The organism is Pseudoalteromonas sp. McH1-42, assembly GCF_022347845.1.
GTDB lineage: Bacteria > Pseudomonadota > Gammaproteobacteria > Enterobacterales > Alteromonadaceae > Pseudoalteromonas > Pseudoalteromonas rubra_D.
On record NZ_JAKRFU010000020.1, the window covers coordinates 25,546 to 47,763 of the forward strand.

A 22,218-nucleotide genomic window follows, 5' to 3' on the forward strand; every position below is an offset into this window, starting at 1 on the left:
AGTACTGTTACCTAAATAATCCATCAATCATATGCATAGAGATCCGTTCGAACGGACAAGGAAATGCGTTAAAAGCCGCACTGTCACAGGCCAACCCGGCAAGGCTTGGGTCGCCCGACAAGCCGCAGGCCTGCCATAGGGTGCGTGCCGTTTCGGGGATCAGCGGATACAGCAGTAACGCCGACTGAGCAAGATACTGTGCCAGTGCATCCTCACGCTTAATCCCCGCACCAGTAGCAATATAATCCCGCGCAATGGCTACAACCTCTTGCGGGTCAAAGTTGCGATATTCATAGATATGTGTGAGTTTTTCCCACACCGGCGCGAAGTCTTGTCCAGCTGGTAATACTGGCCAGGTTTTACCGCTCAATTGCTCCGCAGCCATCACCAGTGGCTGCATCAGCTCGTTGATCAATACATTGTTATACCAATGCAGCAAAGACGCCTGAGTAAAGTCCATCGTGTGTTTTGCCGGTGAGGTAGCTGCCAGTACAAAACGCACGCCTTCGGCCTGTATCATCGGATTACTGATGACTTCATTACCGTTCACAACATGGCCAGCACTGGTGGAAAACTTACGGCCGTTGAGCAGATAAAACTGGTTCACCACAAAGTGGTCAAACCCTTTCCACTGAGGGATCTCTGCACCAATGGCATTAATATTAACCATGTGTGATACCGTGTTATCCATGCCGAAGAAGTTGATGGTGGTCACTTCAGACTCGGCATCAAATGGATGGGTCTGACACCCGGTCAGCGCCTGATAAGATTCACCTATCATACGGCAGTAGGCATACAACATACCGTGCCCGAAATATACCTGTTGATTATCGCCACACGAGACACCCCAAGCAGCACGTTCCGTCAACCGCACCTGAGTACGGTTATTCTGAAACTGTTTTTCGACAATGGCATATTCCTGTTCACGAACCTGAGCCTGTTGTAGCGATTGCAATAAGCCATCACTGTTCGCTATCTGAAAAAACACGTCACTCTGCGGCTCAAAACACAAGGTATGTGCAGTGTTTCTGTGCCGAGCATCGAGGATTTCACCAGGTTCCAGATGCGCGCCGCATTGCTCACAGAAGTAGCCACTCATGGGGGAATCACAATCACAGCAAATTCCCTCAATCCAGGCACCCGATGCAGGCTCGCCCGCCTCATTCTCAGGAAACGGAGCTTCCTTTGTGATGACTTTGCCTTCACGTTCGGCAACCGTCACCACCTCCTGCATCGTGGCGACATAACGAGGTTGCCACTGTTCGGAGAAAGGATTAATGAAGTTATCATAATGGATTGAAAAGCCTGCGAAGCTGTCAACAATCGTTGCAAAGTGCTGCGCAGCCAGGTGTGCGGGCTGCACACCTTGCTGGACAGCTTTCAACTGAATAAACGAGTCAATCGCATCGGTTCCTGAAATCACCTTCACATCGTGTCCGTCTGCACACAACTTGCGGTAGTACATGTCCTGTGACAAATAAGGACCTGACAAATGCCCCAAATGCAACTGACCATTTGGCGCAGGCTTAGCTGAAATCAGTAAGTACTGTTTCTTTTTCATCGCTCAGCTCCTACATGTAGCCTAGCAACGGCGTATCAGGTTGGGTCTGGAATACCGGTTTTTTCAAGATAGAATTCGCTATCATCGCAGCTCTATAAGCTGAGATACTAAGGTTCGGATCACCCAGTCCAAGTTGCATTTTACTGGTGTTTTGCACGTAAATTCGATTTTTCCCCATGTGCTGCCAGTGCAACTCATAGTCGTCGGAAATTTTTAGTTCGTCCACGCTTTGATATTCATCACTCACCAAAGACTGCAACAGATCCCAGGACGCAGACTTAAATCCGGTTGCCAATATCACTTTGTCAGATTCGAGCGTATAGGTGTCACCCTGAAGTAGGTTCTTGAAGGTCAATACATAAGCACTACCTGACTTTTCAATGGCCTGAAGCTCATGATAAGGACGGATCGCATAATCACAGTCGTGCTCCGTAAAGAACTTTCTGTCAAAGATACTGCGATAGATGTTGTCCAGCAGGCCTTGATTGATACCATCACTGGACATTTCCATACGTTGAATGAAGTCTTTCTTCTTATCTGTAGTCAGTCCCTTAAACACCTTGATAAAACTTGGCGAATAAAACTCGTTCACAAAGCAGTTATCTTCAAGCTGAGCAAAGGAATAACGTCTTCCCAGCCAGTGAATGGATTTACAATGATTCTGCGAGAAAACATCTGCAAAGACTTCAGCACTACTCTGGCCACTACCGATCACGGATACTCTTTGTCCCGCCAGTGCATCTCGACGTCTGGCAAACTCTGTGACATGAAAAACATCATCAGAGATAACCTCTTTGGCACATTCAGGGACATTTGACTTAATCCCCGCCGCAATCGAAATATCCTTGGCGAAGTAATCCTCTCCATTCACCGTCACAATGAATAGCTCACCGTCATGACGGATCTGCTCAACGGTGCTATTCATTCTCAGTGACGGCAACATGTCAGCCACCCAACGAAAGTACGCCTGGAACTGGTTTCTGGAGATCGTATCCGTTTTACGGTTCAAGAATTGATACAACAAGTTCCTGTGGTGCAGATAGTTAATGAAAGTGTATTTGCTGGTGGGCGACACCGGCAGGATCAGGTCCTTCATAAAGTTAACCTGAAGCTCTGAGGTATCCAGCAGTAACCCAGGATGCCAATGGATGGTTTCATTGCGCTCGAAGAAAATGGCGTTTTCAAAGCCCTGCTCTTCTAACATAACTGCAAGCGACAGGTTAAACACGCCGCCGCCAATCCCGATGAGATCATATACCTTATTATTATTCACGTAAGACTTCCTTATTGACTATTTTTATTAACGGTATTTTTGAAGGTGGTAACAAACTGCTCTGCCTCTTCTGCGGTTAAGATGCGGTTTGCGTACGCCATGCGGATTAAAATGCCGCGGTTTGATTCATGAACATAAATGTTGAAGTCAAACTTAGGTTCATAGGGCAGCGGCGCTGTTTGCTGTTCGAAGTGCGCCGGGACTTGCTTCTCCTCGCCAGGTACGATGACATTGTTGACGTGAAATCCCGTCAATGGAAAACGTGGCTCCGTCAGTGACTGACCAAAATCAGCAGCCAAATCCTGGTACTGATAAATGCGATTATCTATGCTTTCAAAGAGGTTTTTATTAACCTGCTCTACCAACTGCGCAAATGGCTGGCCTGCCTGGTACTCTGCTTTGAGACATAACAAGTCAACAAAGTAACCAATTTTATCTTCCAGTTCGGCCTGATCGCGGCCGTGATATAACAGACCTACCGACACGTCATCGCGCTTATACCAGCCGCTTGCCACTTCCACGAAGTTAGCAAGCAAAAAGTTAAACAAGCTTGATTCCGTTTGCTTTGCTTTTGCTGCAGCCTGCTCTGACAAAGTTTCGCCCAGTAAAAACGCGAACATGGTGCCGCCCTGACTACCCTGAGGGTGATCGGTCAGATAAAAAGGCGTGAACCCGTCAGGATATTGAGTGCGCCAGAATGTGCGGGCTTCAGTGTATTTTTCACTGTCCGTCAGGGCATATTGCCACTGCACAAAGTCCCGATAGGCAACATCCGGCGCTGCACAGGTTTTCCCTTCAGCAATCAGGTTATAAAGTCGTCGAACTTCAGTCGTCACCAGACCGCCCGAGTAGGCATCCAGGATCCCATTAAAGATCCCTATCACCGCATGACCACCACCGTTAGGCGACTTGCAGATCAATAGTTTGAGTAGCGGTGGGTGAGCCAGCTCAAATGTTTCCTGAGCAATGCGTCCATACATAGCTTTTTGCAATTCATGGTCGCTTTCCACTTCTTGTGTAAAGAAAATGGGCTCTACCACCGGGTTAGGATTGAATGAAATGCGCAACTTGCCTTGCTCATCAAAGTCGTAACCCGTGTGGAAAATATCGTTTTGCTCAACCAGAACCTGAACCGCCTGCTGCAAAATCTCAATGTCTTCCCAGTAGTCAAAGGTATTCGTCATCCGCTTAGACGTTGGGGCATCTATGTTATAGGTTTCGAAATAACGGATCTGTTGCGGTGATGCAGGTAATGAATCAACAGGATCTGTATTGCATAGCTGCGGCAGATCAGACAATTCACCCTGTTCAATATAGCGAGCCAGCTCAACAATCGCTGCGTTATTAAACACATCGGTAAACGATATAGAAACCTGATATTGCTTGGCGATAGAAGACAACATTTTGGCCACCAAAATGGAGTTACCTCCGAGCTCAAAAAAGTTGTGACGGATACCAATTTCACTCTCAGGCAGACTCAGTAGCGTCGACCACAAGGCCACCAATTCAGTCTGCAGTTGCGTCTGTGGCGCCACATAATTGTCAGTCAGGTTAGTAAGCTCCGGCTCGGGTAAGGCGCGTTTATTAATTTTACCATTTGGTAATAGCGGCCAGTTCTCGAGTACCACAAAAGCATCCGGCACCATATAACCAGGTAACTGGGATTCGAGTGCTGCCTTAAGCGGTGCCAAGTAAGGGGTAAAATCCTCACAAGCTGGTTTTAGATATGCCACCAGCTGTTTTTGAGTGCCACTTTGACGTACCACCACCAGTGCTGACTCAACCGCCTGCTGAGATTCAACCTGCGCTTTAATCTCATTGAGTTCTATCCGGTAGCCGCGCAGTTTTACCTGCTCATCAGCACGACCAATATACTCCAGCTCACCACTGGGCAAATAGCGTACTAAGTCACCGGTCTTGTACATACGATCACTGGTCGAGGCACATTCAGGGTGATAGAAAGGGTTCGTAATAAACTTGTCGTCTGTTAGCTGTGGCTGATTCAGGTAGCCACGGGCCAGCCCTTTACCAGTCAAATGCAACTCTCCTACCGCCCCAAAAGGCAGCAGCTGGTTGTGTTCTGACAATACGTAACCCTGAGTATTGTCTATGACCCGGCCAATACTGGGCGCAGCGCTCAGCGGTGATGTAAACTCTGCATACGTTGAGTAAGTGGTGTCTTCAGAAGGCCCATAGAGGTTACACACTTTAGTCACCCCAGCCGATAGTAATTTATTCACCAACGTGGCTGACAAAGGTTCACCAGCGGAGTTCACTACCAATGTTTCGGACGGTAATCCGTCCTGTTCCAGGATCAGCTCAATGGCGGTAGGTACTGAGTTAATCAGCGTTACTTCGACCGGCTCCGCCAACAACGCAATTAGGTTATCGACGATCACACATTGAGAACCGAAACACAGCGGCAAGAACAACTCATAAATAGACAAGTCAAAACATAACGACGTGCTAGCCAATACCTTAGCCAGCTCCTGCTCTGAGTACGTACGCTTTGCCCATTCAAGCATTGCCACGGCATTACCATGCTCAACCATCACCCCTTTCGGATTACCCGTTGAACCAGAGGTATAGATGATATAGGCAAGTTGATCTGCTGTTACCTGAGCCGCTGTATCAGGCTCTGTACTGCTATAAGCCTGATACCAGAGTTCGCCATGAGTATCACTGACATTCAGCGGCGTAACTCCCATGGCCTCAAACTGTGCACTCAATTCTGGCTGAGTCAGCACCAACTCCAACGCTGCGTCTTTACAAATATAAGCGATGCGGTCAGACGGATATTCCGGGTCTAAAGGCACGTAAGCACAGCCGGCTTTGAGTACAGCCAGGATGGCCGCAACCATGTCAAAACTGCGATCGGTGCACACACCGATGAGCTTGCCAGCCTGGTAACCGGGCAGTGCGATCAGCCCATTGGCAAGCTGATTTACTCTGCTATCAAGCGCCGCGTAACTCAAAGTCTCACTACCACACTTCAATACTGCAAAGTCTGGTTGTGCCTTGACCTGCTGCTCATAAAGCTGATGTAAGCACAAGGGGCTAACAGGCGTGTCATTCGAGCGATTGCTCGTGTGTTCCAATAGTTGACTCTGATCAGCTTCGCTTAACAGCGACCATTGAGACAACGGAGCGGCCGATGCAAGGTTAGACAACACTTGCAGGTAGTTATGACCTAGCTGCACTATGGTGTCGCGTTCAAACAATGCACTACTGTATTCAAACACAGCGCGCAACTCGTCGTCCTCTTCAATTATTGTCAACTTCAAATCGTACTTGATATGGCTAACATCAAACTCAATGTCTTTGCTGCTAACACCGTCCAGCACTAAAGGATCCGCCGCGATATTCTGGTAAGCAAACATCACCTGAAACAGCGGTGCATAAGTCGCACTGCGTTTGAGTTTCAGCTCATTAAGCATGAGATCAAGTGGTACACCCTGCCATTCATAGGTATCCAGAATTTGCGTCTGCAACTGCTCAACAAACTCACTAAAGCCCAGCTGGCCAGAAATATGAGCGGCAATTGGCAGCGTGTTGGCAAATAACCCCAGCATGTCGTCGGTGTGGTTTGCCTGACGATTTGAAAATGGCACACCGATACACAGAGAGTCCTGGCTACTGACCTTATTCAGCATCACGAAAAAGGCTGCCATCATGACTGTAAACCGGGTTACTTGCGCGCGGTTAGCCACCTCACCAGCCAGCTTGGTATGCGCCGCCTCAATGGCAAACGAATAGGTTTCCCCGAGTGTTGAACGCTCAGCGGTGCGCGCCGTTTTTATCGGTAGGTTAGTGTAATCAGGCAGATCTTGTAGAGGCCCGCATAGGGCACTGACCGCTGCATGCAACTTAGGCGAGTCCAACCAGGCTGCCTGTGCAACAGCATAATCCGCATAATGGTAGGTCAGCGGTAACAAGGCCTCGCCATGATATAATTTTGCGAATTCCTGGCTAAGAATACCCAAAGACACACCATCACTGATGACATGGTGCATATTAAACACTAGGGTCGTCTGCGCTTCACCCCGTATGCAATACAGCCGGATCAACGGTTCCTGTTGCAACGAAAAAGGCACCGCCAATAATCTTTGTACCTGTGCAGATAAATCTGCTTCCTGCGTCAGATGCACTACAGAGGCTCTCGCCGTCTGATGGATCACCTGGTATACATCGCCGTCTGTGTCTTCAAGATTCGTACGTAACGCTTCATGACGAATCTGCAAGGCCTGAAAAGCCTGCTCAACCCGCTGAATATCCAGCAAGCTATCGAATGTTTTAACTAACGGCATTGAATAGGCGTTACCCAGTTCAGCCAGCTTGTGCGCCATCCACAGTGAAGACTGACTAGCAGTCGGTGGTAACTGAGCTGGTCGTTGATCCGTCAGTACCAGGTTGTCACTCGTGTTACTCAGGTAACTGATAATATCGCTTTTGTGATCTTTGATTTCCTGTAACAGTGCACGGTCGATATTCTTGGTATTTCCACTTAGAGCTAGCTGTTGCGATTTGAGCGTCAGCTGACAACCTGCCTGCCATACTCGCTGCAACAATTCCTTTATTGTTCTTTTTTTCACATTTAACTCCACTTTCCCACAGAGCTGATAAATCATTAAATTTTGGCCGCATGAGGCCGAAGCCAAACAGGCCCATGATTTTTTTCATTAACGTATTGGGAGAAGTGCTCAGCTAACTTAGCTGAGCCCCCCTGGCTCGTTTATCCCGAGCTAACGGTTATTTTTCATAACCGTCGTCGATGGCCAGGTAATCCTTAGTACGGATGATTTGCTCTCGGTCAGAAAATGACGCCATGCTGTCAGCAATACTGCCACTGTCGCCATATTTTAAAATGGTGCTCAGAGTATTCTGACAAGCCTGAATCGTGGCACGCTGCAAGTCGGATGGAATGATAACAAACTTGTAGCCTAGCTCTTGTAAGCGCTCTTTTGGTACCAGAGGGGTTTTACCACTGTGGAACATGTTGATAAGTTTAGGTTGTGGAATATGTTTAGCGATCAGCTCAATCTGCTCGATAGTTTCAGGCGCTTCAACGAAGATCACATCAGCACCCGCTTCCATATACATTTGTGAGCGCTCAATAGCCGCATCAAACCCTTCAACGGCGATGGCATCGGTGCGCGCGATCAACACAAAGTCTTCATCAGTTTGGCTGTCTTTAGCTACACGAATTTTGTGTGCCATTTCTTTTGCACTGATCAGTGATTTATCATCAAGGTGACCACAACGTTTCGGGAACGTCTGATCTTCCAGGTGCACACCAGCAATGCCAGCACGCTCGAACGCTTTGATTGTTCGGCTGACATTAATTGCATTACCAAACCCTGTGTCCGCATCCGCAATCACAGGGACTTTCGTAACTTCCGCCATCTGACCAACGCGATTCATGACTTCAGTAAAGCTGATGATACCAATGTCCGGGAAACCACAGCTTCGGGCAATCGCACCACCACTGGCATAAATGACATCAAAGCCTGTCTGCTCTGCCAGTCGTGCACTCATTCCATCAAAGACACCCGGTGCAATGTGGATGTTTTGGTCATTTAGCATTTGTCTTAAAAGAGTTGTTTTTTTCATTTCGCTTGCCTCTGTGTAGAACTATCCTGTGAGAAAATTCTATTCAATTGTGATTGTTATTTTGTTATTCAGTGCTTCGATAGCCTGTTCAATATCGTCATCCAGGCCAACCTGAGCGATAAAGTAGCCGATTTCATACCCTTTGAATTTGACGTCCGGATAGACCATTTCATCTCCCACACCCCAGGTTTGCATAAACTCGCGGCAACGGGGATCTTTGATCACATTTTGTACCCCTTCGATCTTACTTATCACGCCTTTCGCTGTTGGCATCACAACACGAGATGCAGCACGGGAGTGAGCAAGCTGGGTGTAATCCGTATGTGCAAGCGGGTTATTACCCTGCACAACCTCAATCAGTGCAGCGTAACTGCTGACACCAGGCAGGGTCAGTGGGATAAGATGAGAGTTAATCATCTCACCACCCAGACGACCGCCAATTTCCAGGATCTTCAGGCCTGCTTCGGTGATCATAAAATCGACATGGAAGCCGCACCAATTTATACCTGTTTCAGCTACAGCTTGTTTCAGTTGTGCTACAATTTCTGTTTGTAGATCAACTGCTAACTTAGAGGGTACTACATTTTCATACTGCAAAGGCAGACTTGTATCAAACTTCTTATCAGCAATGGTAAATGTGATCACCTCGCCATCGGCCACAACCCCAGCTAGAGAGTGTTCACTGCCTGTCAGGCGTTGCTCCAGTAGCATGATATCTTCATAGTAATGATACATATCACCGGCCTGCTGTTTGTTAACAGCAACCACTTCGCGGTACTTATCCAGAGCCGTTTCCAGGTCAGTGATCACACACATACCACGACTACCTGAATTACCAGCTTGTTTTAATACTGCGGGAACGCCTACTTCAGCTAATCCGCTCATGAAAGAAGCTTCATCTCTTACCACTGAAAAGCGAGGATTCAGACCCGGAAACTTCTCCAGTAAGGCACGTGTTTTACTTTTATCACGAACATTTTCAGCATGCTCAGGTGTGGTATGGGGTAATCCCAGTGCCTGTCCTAGTTTGGATGCCAGTACGACTTCGCGATCTTTCCAGACCAAAATACCGGTCACATTGAGTTTATGTGTCGCGATATAGTCGAGAATCACCGGCTCAGCTTCAGCAAAATTACCGACATTTACGTCCAGCACGTAGTCAAGACAATACGCATCGTAAGCGCGCGGGGTTGGGGTCGCCATGAGTATCTTGTAACCCTGTTGTTTTGCCGCAGCTATCTCCTGTTTTCTCTCCAGAGGGAGCTCCCGGGTATCTAGGTATAAGAGTACTTTGCTTCCATTTTGTTGGTACTTGTCTAACATTGACGTTCCTTATTGGGTTGTTTTTGTTTCACTATTTTTGCTTTTGTGGCTACCTGAGCGCCACTCTATATCCTGTCAATCGGATGTATTTACCGGATACCCCGGTGCACACTTAAATCAAAATTAACTCGTCGTCGGCGTTATCTTCCACGCCAAGGCCATCAATAACGGCTCCAAGCTGCTCAGGTGTTGAGGCAGCAAAGACATCCGCAAACGATATTTCAACTTCAAATTCCGAGTTGATACGCTTAATCACCGACACCACCAACAATGAGTTACCTCCGCAAGCAAGAAACCCACTTTGTGGCGTGATCACGTCTGAGCCGAGCAGCTCACGGTATAGCTCGCAGCACCACTTGACCGTTGCTGAATACTTAGACCAGTCTATCTCACAGACCGGACTTTCAAGCGTCTGAGCCTGTTGCTGCAATGCGTTACGATCCTGTTTGCCAGACAGCGTCTTAGGCATAGTATCTATCAGCTGAATATGCGCCGGCACCATGTATGGTGGTAAGTACTCACCTGCCCTCTGATAAGCAAGATTGAGGTCCATGAACATCCCATTTGTCACAACGAAAGACACTATCTGCTTGCCAGCGGGCAGCTCAACCACAATCGAACAGGATTCGACAATACCGTCACAACGGAGCAACACATTATCAATTTCATCTAGTTCTATGCGAAATCCATTGAGCTTAACCTGGTTATCAATACGGCCAAGGTAGGCATATTGCCCCTGGCCCATATCACGCACCAGATCGCCCGTTTTATAGCTCAGGCTGCCGTGTAGAGTGACGAATTTTTCGGCTGTCAGGTCCTCCCGGTCCCAATAACCTCGTGCCAATCCGGCACCGCTTAAATACAATTCGCCACTGAATAAAGGCGGCATCAACCGGCCTGACTGATCGGCCACAAAAGCCTGTGTGCCTGTCAGTGGCGCACCAATTAGCATAGGTTCAGACTGTTCTTTCGGTACCTGATAATAGGTAGAATAGGTCGTGTCCTCACTCGGACCATACAAGTTGACCACCCGGCACTTTGGCTGCTGCTCATAGAGTGTGGTTGCCAGTTCAGGGGGCAAAGGCTCTCCAGCCAGGTTGACCACTTTCACAGTGTCACTCAGAGGCTGGTGTTTCAGCACTTCTGTGAGTACTGAAGGCACGGTATTAAGCAGAGTAATCGGCAATTCAGATGCATCATCCAGCAATTGCAGTGCGTTGTTCGCAAAGTGCAACTGCCCGCCAAGACTCCAGGTAATAAAAATCTCAAACACGGATAAGTCAAAGCAAACAGATGTACCACCGTAAACCAGAGCCAGCTCCGCCGGTGTGTAGTAAGCTTTGGCCCACTGATGCAACGCCAGTACGCCGCCATGACGAACCATAACGCCTTTGGGCTTTCCGGTTGATCCTGATGTATAGATCAGATGGGAGAGATCGGACTCAGTAACACGCACTAACGTGCGCAGGGCCTGTCCAGTCGATGAGGTAAGCATGGACTGCTCAACCAGGGTAAATTGCTCAGACTGATACTGTGTCTTACTGTCACAAATCACCAACTTGGGCTGAGTATCTTGCAAAATGTATTCTGTTCGTGACTCAGGGTAGTCCGGATCCAGTGGCACATAAACTCCTCCCGCAAGCCAGATCCCCAGCAGCGTAATAGGCAGTCCAGCATGGCGTCCCATCAGCACCGCAACACGGTCGCCTTTTACAATTCCCCGGTGCTGCAGGCTGGCTGCTATGCTCTGCGCCTGCTCAGCGACTTCCTGATAGGTATAGCGCTCAGCCTGACATGACAATGCAAAACTACGAGGCTGCATCAGCGCCTTGGTCAGAATCACATCAGCAATGTTATGCACATAGTCAGGTGCCAGCGTATCACCTGCCATCATCCCCTGATATAAAGCTACTTCACCTAACGTCAAAGTATCTGCAGAGACAAACTGCTCAGCAACCAGGCTAATTGTATCAGCCAATGCACGTTGCATCTGTGCACTGTATGCATTAGCTCTGTATTCGAGCGTTAAGTGGGTACTGTCGGTACCTTTACGAATGCTAATCCCCAGATCAACCTTCACTTCACTATTACGCCCTGTTTCAAACGGAGGTTCTCCGCCTGCCAGGAAACTAAACATGACGCCCGGCGCCCCCTCTGGTGCAGCCTGTTGCAGTGCTCGTTGCGCCAGAACACGATCAATGGGAGCAGCCTGATGACACAGATCGTCAGTGATCCGGGATTGCCAGTTTTGTAAGTAACTGGAGATGCTACTCTGTTCATCCCAATGAGCATAAAGTAAAACGGTGTTAGCAAAATACCCAACACTGTTGCGGTCTTCAGCAAACTGACGATTTGCAGCTGGCGTTAGCACACTGGCGTAAGTCGTCTGATTTAGACGTCCCAACACATAAGTCACAATAGCGGACCAAAAGGTAAATTCACTGATCTCCAGCTGTTGAGCCAGACGCGTCACCGCTGTGCTGAGTTCAGAGGAGAATGTAGTATCCAGATATGCCGCGGGGCGGGCGTTATCCGGCGTGCTCAGGTAGCTTACCCCGGTAAACTCTGGTAATCCTGCAAGTCTGTCTGACCAGTAATGCAACTGAGTAGCTAGCAATGCCTGGTAGTCGTCACTTTGTTGCCATTTCGCTTGCCGCATAAAGCCCGTATCCTGATGTAAAGACTCACCCTGTAGCACGCGGGAAAGCGCATTAATCAGTGGCGCAGCGGACTGTCCGTCAATCGCAATATGGTGCACATTCAAACACAACCAGCGCGTACCATTATCCACATCAACCAGCTGTATATCGGAAACACACTGGCTCAGGTCAATACGTGCACTGTTAGCTGTATGTCTAAACTCCTGCCACTGTTGCTGGCTCATACGAGTATGATTCAGTGCAACCTCATGACTTGGTAGTGCCGTTTGCGTAACACCGTTTGCAGATTCCGAAAGGCACAAACGCAGTGAAGGGTATGCGTCTAGCAACGCTGTGACACACGCCAAAATATGTGCCGTGCTGTATGTTGTATCCACTGGAACAAATAAAGGGACGTTATAGGCACTGTCAGGATGTTTGGCCATTGCCAGATACAGACTCTCCTGCTGGGCAGTCAATCGTAAAGCGGCACCCTCTTCAAAGTCATCGATGCCCTCCGGGTACACTGCCACAGCCTGACTCGTTAACGCCTCTAACGCACGGGCCAAGGTGGCTACGGTAAGATTTTGCATCAGCGTAGTCAGAGGAACATCTTGCTCCAACTGCTCGCTGAGCGCCGCATGAACCTTCAACATTAGCAACGAGTTACCGCCTAATTGATAAAAGTGTGACTGTGCAAAAATCTGTTCAACACCCAGCACCTCCTTCCAGATGGATACCACACAGCACTCTGTCGGTGTCATCTGACGATCGCTTTGCTGGGTGTTAGCCTGCCACTGAGCGTAAATGTCAGTGAGTCGTTTGCGATCCGCTTTACCGGACGCAGTTAAAGGAAGTGCGGGTAACTGGATTAGCGTGCCTGGTTGCATATAACCAGGTAGCAGATTAGCCAACGGGTGCAGCAATTGTGCCGCCCCGTCCGGCTGTACAGGCAAATTGGGGGCAACCACGAAGCTTACCAGAATCTGGCTATTCCCCTGAGTTATTGCCAGTGTCAGTGCTGACTCCACCGGCTCCAGCGTTTGTAACGCTCTATCAATGGCATCCAGCTCAATACGGTAGCCGTTCACTTTGACCTGATGATCCTTACGCCCGACAAAACGCAGCAACCCTTCGCTGTCAAAGTAACCGAAGTCACCGGTTCTGTAGGCCCGACCGTCTCCTGTGGGTAGCGACAGGGTAATAAACTTATCCTGATTCAATGCTATTTCCAGATAGCCTTTAGCCAGACCGTAACCTGACGTCACTATCTCACCTACACAGCCATGAGGGAGTATCTGCCTGTGTGCATCCATAACATAAACAGCAGTCCCCTGAATGGCCTTACCTACGGGTAATGCTTCATCTGCTGGCCAATCTCTTGGGATCCGATAACAGGTCGTGAAGGTCGTATTTTCAGTTGGTCCATAACCATTGATAATGTCAATCTGCGGGTTGACTGCATAAACTTTCTGAACATGAGCAGGCGAAACGACGTCGCCACCGACCAGCAATTGTTTAAGGTGTTTAAACACACTGGGGTCGATGTCTACTAGGGTATGAAATAGCGCAGCTGTGAGCCATGCGGTACACACGCCATTGGTTTCACTGTAGGTGTTTAATAATGCGCCATTGAGCTGCGGCTCTGTCAGCAAATGCAAGCAACCGCCATTCAGTAAAGGCCCCCAGAACTCAAGGGTGAAAGCATCAAACGTCTGAGCCGCTGCACACAACATCTGGGTGTGTGTGTTCAGCTGCATGAAGTCCGGCGCGCACACCAGTCGTGTCACCCCCTGATGCACACATTCAATTCCCTTGGGCTTGCCTGTAGTCCCGGACGAGAAGTTAATATAAATTGGGTCATTTCCGGAACGCTCTGGCAGAGGCTGCACCGCGGTGGTCTGTGCAAGCACCTCAGATATTTGATGTGCAGTAAAGGCCCCTTCCCGAGGTAAATCAACCAGACAATGGCTTATTTTTGCCAGCGTCGCTAGTTCGGACAAGCGCTCTGAGGGGTCTTCTGCCGACATAGGTACATACACGCCTCCGGCCATCACAATACCGATAATAGCAGGTACCAGACTGTGCTCACGTGCCATACAGATACCCACGCGCTCACCAGGTCTAACCTGCTGAGCAACTAAATAGTGTGCCACCTGACTGCTTTGCTGCCACAGTGCTTGATAGGTCATTGACATGGTACCGGCTCTGAGGGCGATAGCCTCCGGGTGCTGTGCAACCTGCTTTGCAAAGACCGTGATCACGTCAGGGTAGTTTGCCTGAGGTACAGACTTTGGCAGCTCCCGGCAATACGCATTTTCGAGTTGCGCAACGAACATGAGCTGTAACTGTTCGATAGTTGACAAGCTCAGAGTGTGATTATCAAACTCCCAGTGCATCACGAGCGTGTCATCCTGCTCCGTAACGGACACACTCAATGGGAACTTGGCACTGACACCCGATGTATCCCTTCGCGATGTGGTTAGCTGGTCTAATTCAGCTGATAGCTGTAAACCACTTTGCCAGGAAAACACCAGCTGTTGCAGAGGGTGGCTTGTTCCGGCCATCTGCAGCCCAAGTTCGGGTAAGATTGCCCGATAGTCACATGCCGGGGCATCTAAATCGCGCAGCAGAGACTGATAAAAGGGCTGTGCTGCCAGGCTGGTATCTAACCTGACTGGCACGACCGAAGCCAGATAGCCGACCACTGACTGCCATTGAGCGTCCTGACGATTGGCCAGGGGAACACTGATCACTAAATCCTGCTCACCCAGGTACCTTGCAACCGTCTGACCCCATTGTTGTAATGTATAGCTGAATAGGCTCACATCATGAGATTGAGCAGCCTCTTTCAGCAACCGGGTATGCTCAGCCGAGACAGTCACCCGATGGCGACGAGGTCCCGATGTATTTGTCCGGCCAAAGCTGTGTAACGTCACAGGGTCGTAACCTGCTAACCGACTTTGCCAGTAATGTTGATCCAAATCACCTTGTGTACTGGCATCCACATAGTCATAAAAATCAATACTCTGACTGCGGCCTATTCCCGAGTTATATGCCTCAGCGACGCTTTGCCAAAGCACATCAAGCGACATGCCATCGGTGACAATATGTGGCGTATTCATTAGTAGTACATGGTGCTCGTCCGTCAGCTTTATAAGGTGCACGGTTAATAAAGGGTCCGAACTGAGATCAAACACTCTATGCTGCTCGCGGTGTAGCAAGGCAACACAGTCTGATTCTGTCCCTTGATGAAGCTCAACCTGCCAGTCAAGCTGTGGTCTGGGCACCATACAAATAGCATCGCCACGTTGTTCAAACACACTGTGCAGCGCCTGCCTGTGCAGATATTCATATTTAAATGCACTGCACAATCTGCGGGTATTCAGTGACCCTTTGAGGTCATAACACAATGGTATATTGTAATGTGCGGCCTGTTTTTGCACGTACAAAGGCCACAACTGCATCTGCCGTGCATCCAGCTGTGCAGCTGTGATATTGCGTTTAAAAATGGCTTCTTTGGTGTGGTTAAACGTCAACTTGCGAGCAGCTAGCTCATCACATAACTGCTGCAAAACGGGGTTCTGCATCACATCAATAAAGCTGACCTCAAAACCAAGTTGTTGTGATAACTGATGAGATACTTTCAGCGCCAGAAGAGACGTCCCTCCCAGCTGCATAAAGTGATCGTAAAGCGTGACATCGACGCAACCCAGAATATCACACCAAACCTGGGCAACAGTGGCTTGCAGTGCAGAAAACCCGGTATGACTTGTCTGAGTTCGTGTAGTCAGCCATTGCTGATAAATACGCTTCAGCGCACGACGGTCCGCTTTACCATTGGCCGTCACAGGCAAGGCCGGTATAGCCAATATGGTATTTGGCAGCATGTAGGATGGCAAAGCAGTACTGATGTCTGGTTTATACTCATTGATAAGCCGCGCGACCTCATCTGCATCGAAGCACATAGTCTCTGCGTCCAGAACCAGGAAACTAATCAACTGCTGTTGAGTTTGCTGCTTATATGCGATTGTCTGTGCCTGCTGGACTCCTCGTTGCTCAGCCAGCACTCGATCAATGGCATCCAGTTCCACCCGGAATCCATTCACTTTAAGCTGGCCATCGCGGCGTCCCATAAAGTGCACGTCTCCCTGAACATCAATAAAACCCAGATCGCCGGTTTTGTAGATACGAGTGCGTATACCCTGCTCTTCAAGGTAAGCGAATCGCCCGGTATTTTGGGCGCTATCCAGATAGCCCGTTGCCAGCCCTAGTCCCGCAGCGGCAATTTCCCCCACACAACCGTCTGGCAAACGCATTCCCCGATTATTGAGTACATGCACTGCCCCCCCCTGAATAGGCTGCCCGACAGGCAAGCTTGCTTGTTGTGGCCAGTCTCTGGGAATATGAAAGCAACAAGTGAAAGTAGTATTTTCCGTTGGGCCATAACCATTGATTATGCTTAGCTCACTATGTTCACGGTAAGCACGCTGAACATGCGCAGGAGACACAACATCCCCACCAACCAGGAGCGTCTTAAGGCCTTTAAATGCACTCACGTCAATGTCTACCAAGGTGTTAAATAAGGCCGAAGTCAGCCAGGCTGTATTAACACCCAATGTCTGGATTTGGTAGCTCAACTCAGCATTGTCGATCTGTCCAGCCTGACGAAAACTGACCTGACCACCGTTGAGTAGCGGCCCCCAGAATTCCAAAGTAAAAGCATCAAAGGCCAGTGGTGCTGAACACAGCATGGTAGTAGCGGCATCTAAACGCATAAAGTTCGGCTGATCCACCAGGCGTAATACTCCCTGATGACAGCATTCAATGCCTTTGGGTTCGCCCGTAGTGCCAGATGAAAAGTTTATGTATAACGGCGCAGGACCATCAAGTTGAGCAACTAACACAGGCTGAGCCGACGGCTCAAGTAAGGCTGAGATAGGGTGATTGTGAATGATATGCACAATTGGTTGTTCGGCGTGAACATGATGTGTTATCTCACACAGCTCAATTAGGCTCACTAACCGCTCATCAGGATCTGACATATCCAATGGCACGTAAACAGCACCCGCTTTCACAATCCCCAGCAAGGCAATCGCCTGCTTAAGTCCGTGGGCAAGGGTGATCCCTACCCGGGTGCCAGCAGTAACGCCCGCGGCCTGCAAATGAGCACATACGTTATTCGACAGCTCATCCAGCTGTGTGTAAGTCAGTGTTTGTGTGCCCTGCCTGAGGGCAATGGCATTGGCGTTTTCAGCAGCGACCGTTGCAAAACGGCGATTCAGGTCTGCTTTCAGTGGTTCATCAAACGATACATCCAATGCTTTAACATGAGATGTCTCCAGCAAGTTGGCCTTAAACAACTCATCCAATAGCTCGATAGTCTGCGCGGAAATACGTGTCGTATCAAACTCCCACCTCAGCGCAGTCTCATCACCATTTTGGCACGCCGTGAGTGATACCGGGAACTTAGCACGAGATAGCATCACCTCCTGTTTGGACACTGTCGTATCAGTGAATGCGTCCAGCGATAACAAGCTCTCCTGCCACGAAAACACGACCTCCTGAAGCGGATTGTGCCCCTCTGTAACCGCTAAAGCCAGGTCAGACACCAGCTGATTAATATCCACATCAGTGTGATCAAACAAACTTGTTAAGTCTTGTTTTAGCTGAGTAAAACGCTGATCCCGAGTTAAATTGCCACACCGCATCCGGATCGGCAACATAGTGACCATAAAACCGACGACTTCAGCAAACTGGGCGTCCAGGCGATTGGCAAAAGGCGTACTAATAACAACATCGTCTTTGCCCGTATACTGAGCAATACTCTGACCAAACACGCTCAGGGCAGCACAAAATACAGAGCATTCGTACTGCTCTGCAAGTTTCCGCAATGCCTCAGTCTGTTGTGCGGATAAAGTCGAGTGAACAACGTATTGCCCAGTCTGTTGTGGCACTGAGACACTATGCAGGCTAAACGGTTCATATCCCTGTAATACATCGCGCCACACAGCGTTGTCTGCAGGAGTGACCTGTTGGGCCAGATACGCTTTGAAGCCAGGCTGAGGTGCCGGCTTATCCAGCCCTTCGTAACGAGCCACAATATCCGCCCATAATTTGTTCATCGACCAGCCATCACTCACAATGTGCGGCATATTAAGTAACACGGTATGCGTATTTGTGTCTTGCTTTAGAATTTTTGCGACAAACAAGGGATCAGTGCATAACCCAAACACCCGCTGACACTCCAGTGTAATGTGCTCCTGTTGTGTCTCGGGTGTCACCCTGATGGTCTGGGCACACCACTGAGAAGTGGAGTGGCTGGCAAACCATACTTGCTCGCCATCTTGCACAAACCTGCCGTGGAGCGCATCGTGCTGCTCATAAACATCTTTTAGTACCTGCTCCAGCCTGGCCGTGTCCAATGGACCATCTACGGCGATGGCAAATACAATGTTGTAATCCGGACTCAGTGTCGGATCCTGATAGATTGGCCAAAGCCCCTGCTGTTGCGCCGACAAGGCAACGCCACGGTTAACCTCATCCATGGACTCATTGAACCTAGGTTGCTCCGGCTGCCTCGCTTGCAACAGCTTCGCCATATCCATTAATAACGGTGCTGTCAGCAACCGAGAAAACGCAATACTGTGTCCCAGCTTCTGCTCGATCCGATTTTTTACTTTCAGTGCCAGAATAGAATTACCACCGAGTTTAAAAAAGTGCGCTCTAGGATGTAAGGCAACGTCTCCCAGCTCTGCACGCCACATATCGGCCAGTTCAGATTGCGCCGGCGTAAGGCTGACAGGCTCGGCATTTTGGCGCACGGTATGGGCATAATAATGCTGCTCCAGGGCACGTTTATCGACCTTACCATTTGAGGTGACAGGCAAGGTTTCCATGCCCAGAATACTGTTCGGTGTCAGATGAGGAGGAAGCTGTGCAGAAACAGCCGACAATAGCGTATCTTCGTCCATATCGACACTCTGGCCAGAGACAAAACTGACTAAAAATCCCGTGCCATTTGCTTTAATAACCAAGGTTTCAACAGTGTGCGTTCCGGTCAGTTGGGCGACACAGTGATTGACAGCCTCTAATTCAACTCGTTGGCCGTTCACTTTAACCTGTTGATCGCGTCGCCCCAGAAATTGCAGAGTATGCTGCGCATCAAAGTAGCCCAAGTCACCGGTACGATAAGCCCGTACTGTGTTTCCGGCAATGTTTAACTCGATAAACTTGCCTGCGTTTAACGCGTTGTCCAGATAGCCAAGTGCCAACCCAGCACCAGTTGTCACTATTTCACCCGTAAAACCAGGCGGCAGGATCTGACCTTGCGGATCACAAATCACAACCTGAGTACCATTTAGCGGCCTGCCAATCGGCAATTTACTCCCTGCCGCAACACTTCTGGGGACCAAATAGCAACTGGTCATCGTGGTATTTTCGGTCGGCCCATAGGCATTGATAACCTGAATATTTTCATTGCTGGCATACAAAGAGGCTACGTGTCCGGCACTGACGACATCCCCTCCCACCAGGAGTTGAGTTATCCCCTCAAATGCCCCAACATCAATATCGACTAATGTATTAAACAATGCTGAGGTCAGTAAGGCAGTATTGACCTGAGTCTCGGCTGCCAGTTGGCGTAAACCCTGCGTGTCTAAGGTGCCGTTTTCTTTCAGAACCAGAGTGCCCCCATTGAGCAGCCCACCCCACAGCTCAAACGTAAATGCATCGAAAGCAATACTGGAAGTACAGAGCATGATAGTGTCGCTGCTCAATGACATATAATTGGGGTTCAGCACCATCCGTGTAATGCCCTGATGCGGGCATACAATGCCTTTTGGCTCCCCAGTGGTTCCCGATGAAAAATTGATGTAGGCCGCAGCGGTAGGCGCAATGAGAGGATCAGTGTAATCGACGGCACCGGCTGCGATTATCTCCGACACCGACGCGAGCGTAATGTCGGTATAATCCTGCTGTGCACTGAAGCACATATCACAGTGTGCCAGGCGCATCATCTTTAAGTTTTGCTCAGACGTGTTCCTCAGCGATAAGGGGACGTATACACATCCCGCTTTGATGATACCCAGTACGGCAATGATCAGTTCCAAGTCGTGAGGTAAGGCCACAGCTATCGGCGCCCCAAGACCGTATCCCTGTGCTTGAAGGTAAGCAGCAATGGCACTACTGTGTTTATCTAACTCAATATAACTGAGTGAGCGTAATTCATGTCGCACAGCTGTTTTATCACCATATTGTGCGACAACCTGACTGAACTGTTCTGGCAGTGTGACGGTCACCCCAGGGTCTGCTGGAATGGCTGTCTGATCGATAAAACTCAGTGCACCGTTTTGCGCTACCAGCTGCTCAAAACGAGATTGCAGCACCTGAATGGTTGATTTTGATAATAACTGGGTATCAAACTCCCAGTCCATCTGATACTGCTCACCCACTTTGTACATGGTTAGGGCAATCGGGAACTTGCTCGCAGCCCGACTGTCATTGCGCCGTGATACAGTAACGGCAGCGAAATCATCAGCTTCCAGTAAACCAGACTTCCAGGAAAAAACGGCTTGCTGAAGAGGATGAATACCTCCCTGACTGGCTAGTCCCAGTTGCTCACTGAGTGCAGCTAAATCAAACTCTGCGCAGGCCATTGCCTGCTTTATGGCTTTATCCTGTTCGTCCACATGCTGCCATATCGATTGAGATGCGGTGCGAAAACGCAATGGCAACATTGACACAAATTGACCAATCGTTGCTCTTGTCTGGCGCTGTGTTCGGTTAGCGTAAGGGGTACTTATTACCACCTCTTGCTCACCAACATACTGTGCCAGAGTGTGAGCAAAAACATGAATTGCGGCAGTGAATACTGACACTTTGTGCTCACTGGCCATCGTCTCCAGCTGAGAGCTCAGTTTGTTATCTAAGGCCAGTTGACAGTTAAACGCGTTGTCCCTGGCAGGCTCCGCAAAGGAGTGCAATGCAAAAGGCTGATACCCACTCAGGTACTGCTGCCAGAATGCGTTGTCTTCGACTTTTTGAGTTGCCAGATAAGCAAAGTAATCTGATTGATCAGGGCTAGGCCTATAATTATTTTCATACCTTTGGATGAACTCACGCCAAAGCAGGTTCATAGCAACACCATCCATTATGATATGGGGTGCATTGAGCTGAACCAGCACTTTCTCGGATCCAGAGCGGACAATCTGGACACGAAACAAAGGGCCTGAAAACAGATCAAAAATATGGGCCATCTCAGTTGAAATGTACTCAGCAAAATCATCCTCAGATGCCTCAACCTCAGTCACACACCAGTTCGGGTCAACGGCCGCAGACATAACCACGTCATTGTGCTGATAGCGAAATACGCTGTGCAGCACATCATGTGCCAGATAAATATCACGAAATACCGCTTTGAGTTTGTCCAGATCCACCCTTCCTGACAACTCTAGCACCAAAGGTACATTGTATGCGGGCGTTTTATCCGGGTCCTGATAGATGGGCCAGAAAGAATACTGACTGGCAGAAATTGGGACATCCCCCTGTGCATGCTCAGGTGACTGAAAAGGTGCCAACGGTGCATTCTCTTCGAGCGCTTGCCAAATGGCCATTGGCGTCTCATATTCAAACACCAGATTATCTGGAACATACAAAGCACACTCATCTTCGAGTCGTTCGACTAGCGTGATCACATCAACAGAGTCGGCACCGGCTTCAAAAAAGTTCTCTTGCCAGCCCAGAGGCTGCCCAAGCACCTGCACAAAAAAAGACAAAAAATGCGCCTGAGCTTCATTAAGTTGTGTTGTCAT

6 protein-coding genes are annotated in these 22,218 nt (G+C 49.1%); all 6 read right to left on the reverse strand.

The window, feature by feature from the left end:
- Positions 1-7: 7 nt before the first annotated feature.
- Complete coding sequence (locus tag MHN31_RS17680) at positions 8-1,561, reverse strand: class I tRNA ligase family protein (RefSeq protein WP_239444929.1); 1,554 nt, start codon at positions 1,559-1,561, stop codon at positions 8-10.
- Between the two features lie 10 nt (positions 1,562-1,571).
- Positions 1,572-2,834 (reverse strand): SidA/IucD/PvdA family monooxygenase, encoded by a 1,263-nt coding sequence (locus MHN31_RS17685; RefSeq protein WP_239444930.1) that lies wholly within the window; start codon positions 2,832-2,834, stop codon positions 1,572-1,574.
- A gap of 11 nt (positions 2,835-2,845) precedes the next feature.
- Positions 2,846-7,426, reverse strand: coding sequence for a non-ribosomal peptide synthetase (locus MHN31_RS17690; protein ID WP_239444931.1), 4,581 nt, complete (start codon positions 7,424-7,426; stop codon positions 2,846-2,848).
- A gap of 157 nt (positions 7,427-7,583) precedes the next feature.
- The gene (locus MHN31_RS17695; protein WP_125562014.1) at positions 7,584-8,444 is read right to left on the reverse strand and encodes an oxaloacetate decarboxylase; all 861 of its coding nucleotides are present in this window, start codon (positions 8,442-8,444) and stop codon (positions 7,584-7,586) included.
- A gap of 39 nt (positions 8,445-8,483) precedes the next feature.
- Positions 8,484-9,767: an ATP-grasp domain-containing protein gene (locus tag MHN31_RS17700; protein ID WP_125562016.1), complete on the reverse strand. Its 1,284-nt coding sequence runs from the start codon at positions 9,765-9,767 to the stop codon at positions 8,484-8,486.
- A gap of 112 nt (positions 9,768-9,879) precedes the next feature.
- The gene (locus MHN31_RS17705) at positions 9,880-22,218 is read right to left on the reverse strand and encodes a non-ribosomal peptide synthetase (protein WP_239444932.1); all 12,339 of its coding nucleotides are present in this window, start codon (positions 22,216-22,218) and stop codon (positions 9,880-9,882) included.

Excerpts from the sequence above, each read along its gene's own strand:
- MHN31_RS17680 (WP_239444929.1), bottom strand. The coding sequence starts at position 1,561 with ATGAAAAAGAAACAGTACTTACTGATTTCAGCTAAGCCTGCGCCAAAT.
- MHN31_RS17695 (WP_125562014.1), bottom strand. The coding sequence starts at position 8,444 with ATGAAAAAAACAACTCTTTTAAGACAAATGCTAAATGACCAAAACATC.
- MHN31_RS17700 (WP_125562016.1), bottom strand. The coding sequence starts at position 9,767 with ATGTTAGACAAGTACCAACAAAATGGAAGCAAAGTACTCTTATACCTA.
- MHN31_RS17705 (WP_239444932.1), bottom strand. The coding sequence starts at position 22,218 with ATGACAACACAACTTAATGAAGCTCAGGCGCATTTTTTGTCTTTTTTT.